10 protein-coding genes are annotated in these 13,723 nt (G+C 32.2%); 2 read left to right on the forward strand and 8 right to left on the reverse strand.

Going from position 1 to position 13,723, the window contains the following annotated elements; translation table 11 throughout:
• Positions 1 to 43 precede the first annotated feature (43 nt).
• The 6 genes from MTQ00_RS22010 to MTQ00_RS22035 are packed head-to-tail and all read right to left on the reverse strand — an operon-like array spanning position 44 to position 5,562.
• Positions 44 to 622: a hypothetical protein gene (locus tag MTQ00_RS22010; protein ID WP_273651011.1), complete on the reverse strand. Its 579-nt coding sequence runs from the start codon at positions 620 to 622 to the stop codon at positions 44 to 46.
• A gap of 3 nt (positions 623 to 625) precedes the next feature.
• Positions 626 to 868: a hypothetical protein gene (locus tag MTQ00_RS22015; protein ID WP_273651012.1), complete on the reverse strand. Its 243-nt coding sequence runs from the start codon at positions 866 to 868 to the stop codon at positions 626 to 628.
• A complete protein-coding gene (locus MTQ00_RS22020; protein WP_273651013.1) occupies positions 853 to 1,272 on the reverse strand; it encodes a hypothetical protein in 420 nt (139 codons plus the stop codon). Before MTQ00_RS22020 ends, MTQ00_RS22015 begins: the two co-directional genes overlap by 16 nt.
• Positions 1,273 to 1,306: 34 nt before the next feature.
• Complete coding sequence (locus MTQ00_RS22025; protein WP_273651014.1) at positions 1,307 to 3,607, reverse strand: AAA family ATPase; 2,301 nt, start codon at positions 3,605 to 3,607, stop codon at positions 1,307 to 1,309.
• On the reverse strand, positions 3,588 to 4,277 hold the full coding sequence (locus tag MTQ00_RS22030; protein WP_273651015.1) for an ABC-three component system middle component 1: 690 nt from the start codon (positions 4,275 to 4,277) through the stop codon (positions 3,588 to 3,590). Before MTQ00_RS22030 ends, MTQ00_RS22025 begins: the two co-directional genes overlap by 20 nt.
• A complete protein-coding gene (locus MTQ00_RS22035; protein WP_273651016.1) occupies positions 4,270 to 5,562 on the reverse strand; it encodes an ABC-three component system protein in 1,293 nt (430 codons plus the stop codon). The genes MTQ00_RS22030 and MTQ00_RS22035 overlap by 8 nt, the downstream gene beginning before the upstream one ends.
• A 451-nt stretch (positions 5,563 to 6,013) precedes the next feature.
• On the opposite strand from MTQ00_RS22035, the gene MTQ00_RS22040 reads away from it, so the two are divergent.
• Positions 6,014 to 6,166, forward strand: a complete 153-nt coding sequence (locus MTQ00_RS22040) for a recombinase family protein (protein ID WP_273651017.1) — start codon at positions 6,014 to 6,016, stop codon at positions 6,164 to 6,166.
• Positions 6,167 to 6,698: 532 nt separating this feature from the next.
• Positions 6,699 to 8,057, forward strand: coding sequence for a formylglycine-generating enzyme family protein (locus MTQ00_RS22045; RefSeq protein ID WP_273651018.1), 1,359 nt, complete (start codon positions 6,699 to 6,701; stop codon positions 8,055 to 8,057).
• Positions 8,058 to 10,001: 1,944 nt separating this feature from the next.
• Here the strand turns inward: MTQ00_RS22045 and MTQ00_RS22050 are convergent.
• Together MTQ00_RS22050 and MTQ00_RS22055 are read right to left on the reverse strand one after the other, a co-directional pair.
• The gene (locus tag MTQ00_RS22050) at positions 10,002 to 10,340 is read right to left on the reverse strand and encodes a hypothetical protein (protein WP_273651019.1); all 339 of its coding nucleotides are present in this window, start codon (positions 10,338 to 10,340) and stop codon (positions 10,002 to 10,004) included.
• Between the two features lie 675 nt (positions 10,341 to 11,015).
• Positions 11,016 to 13,667: a T9SS-dependent M36 family metallopeptidase gene (locus MTQ00_RS22055; RefSeq protein WP_273651020.1), complete on the reverse strand. Its 2,652-nt coding sequence runs from the start codon at positions 13,665 to 13,667 to the stop codon at positions 11,016 to 11,018.
• Between the last annotated feature and the right edge of the window lie 56 nt (positions 13,668 to 13,723).

Raw genomic sequence — 13,723 nt, forward strand, 5'->3', positions numbered from 1 at the left:
ATCGTAATATTCGTTTTGGTCTACCGTAATTTCATATTGCCAGCTATTGCATTGTTTTACCAGCCTTTGAGCTGTTCTTACAGCTATGTTCAAGTTGTGCTGTTCGTGGTTGAGGATGTTGAAAAAGAAGAGCGAAAAATGGAGTTTTCCTTCTCTGTCTATATGGTTTAGAGCCTCTGTTGCCGAATATCGTATGCTTTTTTATTTCAAGCTTTTCTATGTTTTTGGCCATCATTTCCTTAGTCTGTTCTACATCTCTTGATCTTACAGCAGGGGGTAGAGGCGCTTTTCTGGCAAAGTCTCTTTCAGTCAAGATATAGAAACGTGGCACGGATTCTGGAATCCTGATGCTAAAGGATTCAATTTCTTCGGGAAAAATTAATCTTTTGGGCTGGTTGTTCTCTCGGACATAGGTGGCACTGTCTAGCAGATAATGGAGAAAATCGTCTGTTTTTCTATCGAGTTCCCGTTGGTTAAATTCGAAGATAAATTCCCGTATGCGGGGCTTTATTTTGTCAATACGTGTGCTTACCTGGTCTAAATGATTGCGTACGTTTTCGTTGTATTTTAGTACAAGGTTAATGCTGTCGAGAAGCTCAAAGTTTGCGGCGTCCTTGAGCATGTCCTATACAATGTCATCTATGTCGTAAGTGATCTGAAATCCAGTGGTCAGTTCGTGTACGTGCTTTTTGATGTGGTCTAAACCTGTGCTGATGGTTTCGATTACTTGCAAGATGTTGGCCTGTGGTTGTTTGATCTGAAAACGGAAATCGTCTACTGATTCGCTTACCTGCTGGTCTAGGATTTCAATTTGCTGGGCCAATTCGGTACTTCGGCTGTTGAAATAGTCGCTCATCCAGAACAGCATTTCGGAGGATTTTTTTCAAGACTTATTTTTAGGGTGTCTAGCAGGTTTTTGAATAGGCGTTCTATTTTGGCAGGATGATAGCTTTCAGACAGTCGTGTAAAGACTTTCCGGCAAAATTCTTCTCCATAGTTTTTAAAGCCATATACTTTTCTTTTCCTATCACGCCACAGAAGAAATTCTTGCAAGCGTAGGATGATGTTGTTGTTTCGATTGCCTTCGTCTCTTATGTTGGTTCCTCGCAGGTCGCTAAGTACTTTATTGATGATTTGTATGATTTGGTCTTCCATAAATTCCTGCTTTTGGTATTTTTGATATAATGCAAGAAGTATCAGCCCATCCTCCCGATTTGGTATTAGCTGATAATAGCGCGGTTTTGCTTCGGAATAGAGATCGATTTCTTTCATGGTGAAGATATATTAAGATCTTTTATTGTAGCAATTATCCTGTTGCTAGTTCCTTTAAATTAATACGTTGTTCTGATAGATTGTAATTTTTGAATTTATACCTCATAAATGCTGACATCATGTCTTCGTGAGTAGACATAATAACTTGATTATCATAGAATTCATTTCTTAGTAAATCAATAAACCCATAAAGATTTAATTCATCCATGGTTTGAACAGGATCGTCTATCAAAATTAATTTATTTTGAGAATACTTTTTGTGAAGTGCTAGAGTGAAAGAAATAATTAATGCTGACAATTGTCCAGAGCTCATAGTAAAGACAGCATCATAGGTCTTTTTTGATCCAGTTTGGAAACGTATCCCTTCTTTTTCGGAAAAGATAAATAGACCTATTCCACCTTGAAAAGATTGCATAATCCTGCCTGAATAGATATGGAATACTGTTTCTATGTCTTTTATTATTTTTTTCTGATAAGATTTTAAGGATGAGTTATATGTTCCTTTTAATTTATTCAATTTTTGAGAAACTTCTCTTGCTGTGTCTCTCTTTTTTGTCACTTCTAATAATTGTGCCGACTTACTCTGTAAAATTTGATTTTGACTTAATGATAATTTGTGAGATAAGTATTTTTTCTTCACTTCAATTTGTTCAACAGTCACAGAATCAAATTGACTATCTTCATTGTTGAAATATTCTCGAAAATATTCTAAAAAATACGTTTCTACTAATTCTGCATTACTTGTGTCTTTTAGAATGGAGATTTCGCTTTTGAATAGTTCTAATTTGTCAGATACATCTAGTATCTGTTCGCTACTTAGATATTTTGAATAATCAATTTCAAGAATAGTAAGAACTTTTATCAAATCCTTAAAATAATTGTCTTCCAAATTAAGTAACTGTGTAGCAAATTTTTCATTATAATTAATAGAAATAATATGAGTATTTATCAGTTCTATTATTTGTTTAATTGTTTCATATTTAAATTTTGTGAATGTTTCCTGAAGACGATTGCTTTTATCAGAGTTGATCTCCTTTATTTGTTCAGATTTATTTTCGATTTGAAGAAGGAATGCTTCAATGTTTTTCCAGTCATATCCACATAAAATACATTCGCCACTAGAAACTCCAGCTTCTCTTAGTTCTGTAAGTTCCTCAATTAAGTCATTTCTAGATTTAAAAATGTCTGAATAAATTTTATCTAGTCCAGAGAGTTCTTTATGACTAGATATTAGTGCCTGCTGAGTTGAAGAAAAAGTAGTTTTTAAATCACTTGGAATGAAATCATACAAATTCAAGTCTATTGATTCTTCCACTGCATTATGATTAAGAGATTCCAGTTTCTGAATGGTGTTTTGCATACCTGTCACTTTAGCTTTTATCTCTCTAATCTCATCTTTTTCAGATAAAAAATTATGAAATTTGAAAAAGCTATTTACAAGATTTTCATTTACCAAAAGATAGTCAACAGCTCTATTTTTTCGATACTGATTGAATAGGATTTTTCGTTCGATAAATACCTTTAAACGGTCAAGAACTCCGTCAGTGCCTATAATCTCTGAATAGTCGAATGTTGATGAATCGATTTCCTCCTGATCCCAAAATAAATCTTTTTTGTCTAATAATTTAACAAAAGAAATAGGAGTTTCATCTGCAATGATATTGACTTTTATTTGATTCACTTCCTGCTCAAGGATTCCAAATCTTTCATTTTCATGTGCGAAAATTGCGTCAAATCTCCTTTTTAGGTTATCAATTCGTTTGATTTTTTGTTCAAATTCATTTAAATCAAATAAGTGACCAATATGGCTCTTTCTTTTTTTATCATCATGTTTAAGCAAGAATAAAGATTCTTCTTGTTCTACATAGTTTAAAAACTGGAAATTAGATTTGTAATTTTTGCCTAATAGATTTGTTAAAAATAAGTTTTCATCATCTACAGAAGTCCTATTCTCAGATAAAAAATCATCTTTTGTAAACAACTTATAAACAGAAAAATCTATGTAGGGCTCTATATTTGCTACATCTGCAAACCGCTCCAATATGTAGGTTTGGTCATTTTTAATTAGCTCAATTGTGATCAAAATGTCTTTGCCTATCCCATTTGAATGTTGAAATGGATTTTCAGAAAAAACTTGTCTTCCGTCAATCAGTTTGGACTTAAGGTCTTCATATCTTCTTATTCTTCCAGTAAAAACTACTTCTATTGCATCATAAATAGTTGTTTTTCCGAAACCGTTTGGTCCATCAAACACAATAATATCAGAAGAATTAAAATTTATTGTTGTATTTTCGAATACCTTAAAATTCTGGATGCTAATTTTGCTGATCTTCATTTGGTAATATTGCTTTTAATTTTTCAAGAATAATTTCATTGGTCATTGCACTAAAATCTTCATCATTGAGCATAAAAAAATCTTGCTCTAAAATTTCATTAAGTGGATTGTTTCCAATAGATCTTTTATTTATTTCTTCAAGGGATTTAAGATTATTTGTTTGAGTGATTCCTATTTTAATAAAAGGTATTTTAATAGCTATTCGATAAATCAATGACTCAAACGAGTTAGCATCAAAATTCTTTTTGTGCTGTTCAAATATTTCGTCTTTCAAAATAAGTGCTTCAATGGCAGTAAGTGCATTTGAATCACCGATGGCAAAATTTAGATTTTTTAACTCTTCATCAGTGTAGTACAAGATATTTTTCTTGAAGTGGTATGGATTCTCTTCAATTTGTAGCAGGTTGTCAAATTTAACATCTTCTAATTTTGGAACCCTATTCAATATTAACAGGTTAGCATTTTTGTCAAAAGCCGATTCTTGTACGAGTTCTTTCGTTTTTACAAATAGCTCTATTTGGTCGTTTAATACATTATTGATGTTATCGCCATCGTAATGGACAATAACCCAATAGTTTTTTCGCTCTTTCAAAACATAGGTTTTGAAATTTGTATTAGGTTTTTCTTCGAGCTCTGCAGCTTGAAATATGCTATTTATTAGATCAATCATTTAATTTGTTTTTTGCTGTTTCTAAATCAATTAAGCTGACTTTTTTCCATTGAGTGATTTTTATTTCACTTTCAGCTTCGCCAGTATCAACATGGTTGACATGACTGATGTTGTTTGCATAAGCTTCTATGTTGTCAACGTTGCATTCTGAAGTGATTAAGTAATCAGAATTAAAAGGAACGTCTACCATTTTGTTTAGAGCAGTTTTAATTATCCGCTCACTTACTTTTTTCTTACTTGATTCGGAATTGGAATAGTTTATTGAAGTTGGGAAATATTGTTTGCTTTCAGAACAAAACCAACCAATTCCATCAACTCCATTTGACTCTTTAATGGTCAATAGTATTTGATAGAAAGAATCTTTCATTTCATCTTCATTGAGGCTTAAGTCCGTATATTGCTGTAAGTTCTCATAGGAAACACTCTTATGAGGTCTTATATTTTGTAGAAATTCTTTGAAGGCGATAGTGTCGTAAGAATTGAAAAGTATCGAATATTTATCCATCTTGGTTTTTAATTCGGGACTTAATTGATCATCTTCACAATCTAAGCAGAACTCCTGATAATACCGATTAAGATTATTTCTAATCTTGCCTTCAAAATAAACTTCATCTTGAACAAGTGAAGCTATATCGGTTCTTATAGCATCTAAAAAATTTTGTAGAGGAATAGGATTGTCATACGCAGCATTTCTTATGGCGGTTCCACCATGATTTAGTGCGTGAATGTATATTACCTTATCAGATATTGTTTTTTCTAATATTTCGCTTAATAATTGAACTGTATCTGGATTATTATGGCCCACAATATTATACTTTTGAAGTGCTAAGACTATTTGCTCTTTAATTTTTATATCAATATCATTTAAAGAACATGATTCGGCATTATTTTCATATTCATAAATTTTCATGTTAGGATGCAAAACTTCGATTTGTACTTTAGCTTTTTCATTTTGAGTTGCAAGATGAAAAAAAGCTTCAACAGTTTGTAATCCGATAGCTGTCCATTTATTTTCTAATTGTGTAAAATCATCCCTATAAGTTGTATACGCGTTGCTTTTAACAGCCTTAACTTGATGCATAGAAATAGGGGCATGTCCTCCATTAGCAATCAACTTTAGTATGGTAAAATCTTCTATGGAATCTATTTGGAGTACCAACTCATTTATTTCATTTTCTGTTTTGGTATTAAGTTGCTTTAATACATGATAGAGTGCGACTCTACCTTGATAAATGAATCCGCTCCATGTTGGTATTGCGGTATGTGGTAAAGGTTGATTAGGCATTATTAGTTTTTGGTTTCTATAGTTGTTAGATTTTAGGATGATCTAAGAAAATTTAAACTCTTGGCAGTGAAAGTAAATTTCATGTTTTTTAGAATATACTTCTTAGTCAACAAATAAAGTTTGTTGATAATGATAGAAATTATTTAATCTCAGAGTTGAATGTTTTATACAATTGAAATTTCATTTTATTAGTTTTAAACAAGTTAATAAATAAGTCAACAGCGTAAAAATTTTTTCTAGCAATAATATTTATTTTTTTTTCAAGTTAAACTACGGGAAACCGTAATGGATTTATATTTATTTTTTGTTAGGATACTTATGTTGTGATATGGCATTTTCCTTCGAACACTCAAAAGAAGAGGGATATTCGGATAGGCTTAGAGAAATTTCTTTTCATTGTTACCTTTAATGTTTTTGTTTCTAACTTTAATCTGATCAATAATGAATTAAAATGAAAAAAGCCTATTTATACGTCCGTGTAAGTACATACGAAAAAAAAAGGAAAGGTTACTTCTTACCAGAGCAAGAGGATAGATTTCTAAAGTATTGTAAATACAACAATACCGAAGTCAAAGGAATTTACAAGGAAGATTATTCTGGCTAAAAATGGGGTTCAGGTAAATGATATGGAAGCTAAAATTATATTGGAATTGCTATATTTAGTATCAAAAAATTACAATTGGTACTTTTTATCGCATGACAGGCGTATCTTCGATCGTTTTGAATTAAAAGCGCATACACTATTGAGATTCTTTAAATGTAGATAATCTTAAGATTTCTTAATTTTTTTTTAGCTACAACGATTTAATTTTGTTTACAAATTTGATAAAATAGTGAAATTGAAAAGATCATTAAATAAAGCTACCATTATTACTTTGCAGCTAGCGAGCAGGAACTACTTACAGATATCAATTAGAAAAGCTGCCGGCTATAACAAATGAAATTTAATTCTCTGGAAGTAATTCATATATATGATACATAATGTGAGTGATGAAAACAATGGAACTTGGTTTATTTAAAGATATGATTTAAATAATTTTAAAAATATATGTTTGCATTTTTTTCTTTTACCTCAACCATATGTCAATAAATAAATGTTAAACCTTTAAATGAAATAATTCTTTAAAATGTTATATATGACTAAAAAAGTAATATTTTTTACAATAACACTTATTGTATATTCTTGTTCTCAAAGTGAGGATCAAAATAAATGTAGTAATAGAAATCCTGAATTTGAATCAGTAATCAAAGAATTAAGAAAAACTTTTAATGATGCATCCGATTTAAAAAAATGGCCTAAAAATTATTGTGATGCAATTTATAAAGAAATTTACAATAAGGCCAATAAAGCACTTTCTTTATTAAAAAAAGATGAATGTAATGCTGACTATATTGAAAATTTAACCCAGCTTAGTAATCAAGCGAAAGCAATGTTGGTTCAGTGCCCAAATTTTGAAAATAATAGTTTTCCACAATTATCAAATAAATATCTTAGAGCAGATATGTCTTTGTGGGGTGCTCAATTAGATATGCTTCAGTCATATTCTTATGGTTCAAATAAGATTATCCAGCTACTGCCTGTAAAGGATACAAAAGTATTTCAGCCTTTTGATGTAATTAAAGATTGTAGCAGGTTTTATTGTACAGAGATGGTAGTATTGCCGACAGGAAGTTTTTTAATTGGAGGTAGCCAGGAAGAACATCAGGCACTTAATGTAGATCCTTATCGTGTTGCTTGGGAAAGTCCTAGACATCAAGTGAAAATTGGCAAGTCTTTCGCAATATCAAAAACTGAAGTGACTGTAGATCAATATGCTGAATTTGTACGAGATACTAATCGTAAAGAAGCTAAAGGAGCGCTAGGATTTACTGGCCAACCTCAGATTAATGATCCTGAATTTCCTATGTACAGAGAAAATTTATCTTGGCGAAATCCTGGTTTTCCGCAAAAGGGAGATTTTCCCGTTACTTGCGTAACACGTAAGGATGCTGAAGATTATGCAGCTTGGCTTTCATCAAAAACTGGAGCTAGATACAGATTACCAACTGAAGCAGAATGGGAGTATGCAGCAAAAGCAGGAACCAATAGTGCTTTCTTTTGGGGGGATAATTTAACTGATGCCTGTAGTTATGCAGCAGTTTATGATGAATCAACCGATGCAGTAACAGGTTATCAATTTATTAAAGTAAATTGTAATGATGGAGCTCCTTATACTACAAGCGTAGGTAGTTATAAACCCAATAATTGGGGATTATATGATGTTACAGGGAACGCAAGAGAATTTGTTGCTGATGCTTGGGAAGATTCCTATAATACAGGTCCATATAATGAACTGCCTCGTACATCGGGAATCTCTCAATTCCCCGTATTGCGGGGTGGAGCATGGGCATATATGCCTCAAAATATTCGTACATCTTACAGATCAGCGTATTATTCATGGCTTATCCGGTCCAATATGTGGGGATTTAGGTTAGTTAGAGAAATTAACAAATGACGATTTATATTATAAATTATATTGAAATAGCAGACAATTCTTAGCATAGACTGAAGCCAAATATTGATAAGGATTTATTATATAATTAGTTGTTTAATAGTTTTTTAAAGAACATTAAAAAGCATACATCAGTACTAGTAACTTTTAATCGTTCTGAATCATGGTTTATAATACTGCTCGGTTGAGTATTAACAGATCATAAGACAATATCAAGAGATGTAACACATTTTCTAACAAAACTACAGCAAATCTGAATTGATATAAGCAAAATTGGATACTATTTTATTTCGTCTCGGATTTCGTACACGCTGATATTATACATGAAAGATATTGTGCTAAATATGCATAATACTTAATTTGCTTATCAAATATACGAATCAAAAAATGAATCGATATTTTCTTAGCTTTCTACTTTATTTGGCTCCAAAAGGTTTTCTTAGAAGTTTTTAGGTAGAAAGTAAAAATATTAGTGCAGCTATATGATGTAACTATAATAAATACTGTTTTTGAATACAAAACTGTATTTAAGTCACATGAGATATTTATGTGATATTTGTGAATATATGAATGCTAATGAATTTAAGTAAATTTGAAATGACTTTACAGGTTAAAGTAAAGAGTATTCTTTGAAAGGTTAATAGCTATTAGAATGCATAAGGAAATAGTGATAAATATTTATCTTGTTATTAAAACTTTGGTAAATAAGATGATTATTGCTTTAACACCAAAGAAGATAGTTGGTATTTGACCCAAAAATGATCAGTGTGTTATAATCGCTGTTATATTTACTTCGCCTTATTATAGAATCAAGAATAATAATTTGTATAATAATAAATTGTTATGAGTAAGATGGTGATATCATCTAAAAAATTAAACAGTTTTTTTGAGTTTTCATTAAATTGAGTTTTTTTCATTCTAGTGTTTAAGTACCTCTTTATGGGGTACTTTTTTATTGTAATCTCTTTTAAGATATAATTAAATATTGGGTTTCTTTAGTTGTGTTTTAAGAGGCAAAGAAAAATATTTTACTATGCTTGTAATGAACGATATGTAGCTCATATAATTGGATTTATTTTGCTTGATATGATATTTATGTGTGATACAAAAGTTGTTTTTCATTCTAGTTTTATATTCAATAATAGATGATTTTTTAGAGTAGTGTTATGTTTTGAGTTTAAGTGGGCAATAATGAAATTATTGTAATCTATAATGTAAGATTTATTTTAATTAATAATAGCTGATTGTTTAAAAAAATTATGAATATGTATTTAGTTGTTTCTGTTACATCTTTTAGTGATTTTTTAATCTTACTACTATTGACTAATACTTTAAATGTAGTTTCAATTTTTTAAAGAGTTATAATGAAAACTAAAATTTAAAAAATTGTTTTTAAAGGGTTTCCTTTTATTAATTAATTTTTTAGCAATTTGTGTGTGTATTTGTATTATATTTTTAGGGGATTGTTATGAAAATTAGATAACTAGACTGCTTAATCTCTTAGTTTATTACTAAGTTATCAACTGATACTTAAAAAGAACCAATAACCGTATTCAATAATACCAAAAGCTCATTTGTAAAAGACCTAACAGATACATTTTATAATTATTGTGGTATTGGTGAACAAAACGTTTTCTTCAAAATTACTAGCTCACAGTTTATTATTACTGAATCTTAAAATTATCATATAACTTAATGGTCAAGCCACACTTGTATTTTTCTTAGATTCCTTTGAATAAGGTGTGAAATCTATCCTGCATCCAAAGTAATTTGATCTCCTGGACAAATTATCGCTACTGAAGGGTAGAAGTAATAGCATATCCTGCAATGGTAATAGTTGCTGGGCCCAGACATTGATTTCCCAGTATGGAAACTTGAACATCATAAGCTCCCGGCTAAATTGCTACATACTGATCACTAGTAGCCTTGGGTATAATGATTCCACCTTTATACCATTGAAAAGTCATACCAGGAGCTGTCATCTGCGCTTTTAAAATCTGTTTGTTGTGGATTGTTACATATATCAATTATTTTAGGTAAAATAGTTAGCAATATAGACCCCGATGTTAAAGGATCCGCCCTGCAGAAAAACTGCTGAATCCAGCCTACCATCTTTGTAATCTGACAAAACCAATTTAAATGATATGCAACACCTGGTGTTACATTGGCTATTGCCATTAAAGGAATGGTTCTTCCGTTGTAATTTGTTACAGTCGGAGAACTCGTATTATATCCTTCAAAATATCTTGGATTGATCACTCCGCAAAGTAATGGGGGTATCATCATTCCGGGTTGCTGGTCTTAATTTACTTACACTTACCGGGCCTACACCCAGGAAGAATTGCAACATTAACATAGGGTCCTCCGGCAACCGGTTTTATCAACAAAGCAAATGTATCTGTAAAATCACATGGATAGCTAAGTGCGTATTTCTTCAGAAGCCAATAAATAATTGAACTTAACCTACTTAGAGAGTCGTAAAAAGTCAAATTGTCAATCACAAAAGAAGATGCGAAACTACAGTACTAGATGCAAAAAATACAAAAGTATTTGCTAAATTTTAGTTATATAAATTAAAACTCTAACTGGCTTACCGTTTTCGAATATTAATATTTAGAATAAAATAATTTGAAGGAATCTACAGATTAGTATTGTTACCAACTGATACAGAACCGGAATTAGACGAACTTATAAACCCTATTTATTGTAAATCAACATAATATTTTACATGCCTCAAATTGATTCTGATGCCTGGCACACGTATTTTTCTATAGAAAGTAATTAGAGATTAGATTATTCGTTATCGGGATTTACTTTATTCAAAAAAATAACTCCTATCCCTGAAATCACAGATAATGTGCTTGCCAGGATCAAACTTCTATAATGTAGTGGAGAAGGTTAAAAGAGAAAAGCCTTAGAATATAGATCCTAAGACTCCTCCGATCGAATTATTACATTGTATTATTTTGATACAATAATTTTCTGACTGAAATTAATTGCTTTATTTGTAATCTTAACCATATAGGACCCATTGATTAATTTGGAAACATTAACCTTCTGTTGCTGGTTAAGGTTAATATATTCTGTATTAACTAATTTTCCGGTAAGATCATAAATCGCTACCGTCGTAATTCCAGATAGGTCTGTGTTTGAAGGTACTTTTATGCTAAATTCATCTTTGACAGGATTTGGATAGATCGAGATTCCACTGTTGTTAGCAGTAATCGTTTCTTTTGTATCTAGCGTGTTACATTCAGTTGGAATGGTAAAATCTTCAACCTGATCATTAAGCTCAGCTGCAGGATTATTGAAACCCATATAGAGGCCATTCAATCCACCAGGACTTGCATTGACTCCCAATCCTCTTTTTGCAAACGTTTTCCAGATCATACATTTATCAACTCCTCCTGTTGTTGCCTGGTCAGCAGCCAATATAGCATCTCTTCCCTGTATAAAACTTGGGTTACATGGCTGTAGTTTAAGAGCGTCCATAACCAATTGCAATACTTTTGCACTTCCACTATTAGGATCAGCCAATACATTACTGTTATAACCATATTTCTCCACATACTTCCAATTTAGATCCCATAACATTGTAGCCCAAATGAAACCGATACTGTGAACATCTGGTCTTGTAACCGGATAGACACCGCCCAGTACATCATTAACCTTCATCCCGTTAGTCTTGGCATAAGTAAAATTATTAATGCTAAAATCAGGTGAATATTTTGCAGGTCGTATACCAGCTCCATTGATTTGCTCTCCTTTCGTAAAAGTACCCATTCCTCTTGGTATAGAGGCATTATCTCCAGGCCTGTTGGTTACCATTAAAGCAAAAAAATCAGACCACCCTTCTCCCATCTGCTCATTATCATCGATCCATGATAAACAGCTGCTTCCAGTACCAGTCAATCGATTAGAGATACCATGTCCATATTCATGAGCAACTACACCATTATCAAGACTTCCGTCTTTATAAATATAATTCTGCTTATCATATTTCAGCGTCGCATTTACTGTAGTCCCAGCTGTTAATTGATTAACCAAAAATTCGCCTTCTGATTTTCCAATCATAATAGTAGGTATTGTAATTGAAGCATCAGATCCTCCTAAACCGACTGGTGTATCACTGTTTGGATGGTATTGAATAACACCAATAGCTCCAGCTGTCTGAAGATTTTTTGTTTTAAGTGCAAACGCACAACCTCCTGCAGTAGTTACGGCAATTTTCCCAGCCACGGTTCCTGCCGAAATAGCATTACACGCATTTGCTGGAATTGGCAAAGCCAGATCACCAGTTACCGGAGGATTCCCCTCAAGTGCTGGTCCAAAAGCAGCGGTAGTACTTTTCGGTATTCTTGTTGTGTAGTTTCCCGGTGCATTATAAAAAAGATTCTGCATGTCTTTTGGTTCAAAAAGATACATCTGCATTCTACCACTTGTTCCTTCTACTGCCGGGTTAAAATTTGCATTATTATAAGCTCCTCCATCTCTAGCTTCAGCAAAAACCGGATCATTTCCAGTACCTCCATTGGTAAAATTATTCATCTGAAAATTTCGGGCAGATTCTGTAAAGCCAAACTTATAAAACACATCATGCATTTTATTGGTTGTATAAAACAGATTGGTTACTGCTGCAGAGGTATAATTTTGTGGAGGCAAAGTAATATCCATCGGGAAATCAAATACTCTTGATGCACCTCCATCCGGAGAAAACTGAGGAGTGTTTGTATTATTCTCGTCCGTATATGTATAGGTGTTATTTCCTCTTGTTATGGTGTAATGATTCGTTCCATCAGAATGCCATCCCTCTGGAGAGGCTGTTAGATCCCAGGGATTAGACACCAGAGTTCTGTTTCCAAATGTAGGTCCTTCAACAGGAAATGCAAGCACCTTATAAGAGGCATCATCTGGCACAAAAATAAAATTAGCAGCTGTCTTTTTCAGATTTGCCGGAAGCGAATAAGATTGCGCTGTTTCATTTGTTTGAGATATCTCTAAAGGTAAATGCTCATAAGCATCAGAATGAAAATCACACGAAACAGTTGTATTTTCCTTATACAAAATAGAACCATCTTCAGTACTTATAATCACATTCCACACATTACTTGTTCCTTTTTCTTCAATAAAGAACTGGTATCCTAATTGTAAAATACCTGCTTTTAAGTAGTAAACGGTTGTTGCTTTAATAGGATTTTGTAATGCCTTACTATCCTTAGAAGCGTTCTTATTAACTTTTTTTACTGCCTCATCGATCATGAGATCTTTATTGGCATTTTCTTTACCCTTAATACTGGTAGGATAATCTTTGATGAAGGTGTCTGCAAAGCTTAAAACTTCATTTCCACGAACTAAAACATTTGCTGAACTACCGAAAACAGGAATTCCATTAAGAGTCTGTTGTATCCCTACCACATCACCTTTCAAACTTTTAGATGGATCAACATTGATAATCTGAAAAGCTTTCAGTTCCGAGCTCACTTTCTGTAAAGGTCCTTTTGCAGAATTCATATACCCTCCTATAATCCGCTCATATTCTTGGGCAGAAAGAGAACCAAAACAGGCGAGAGAGGATAAAAATAAAAATTTAATAGTAAATTTAATTCTAATCATAATACATCTTTTTTAGTATGCTTGCAATTTATGTATTTTTTTTACGAATTAAACAT

The organism is Chryseobacterium sp. B21-037, from assembly GCF_028570785.1.
GTDB classification, from domain to species: Bacteria; Bacteroidota; Bacteroidia; order Flavobacteriales; family Weeksellaceae; genus Chryseobacterium; species Chryseobacterium proteolyticum.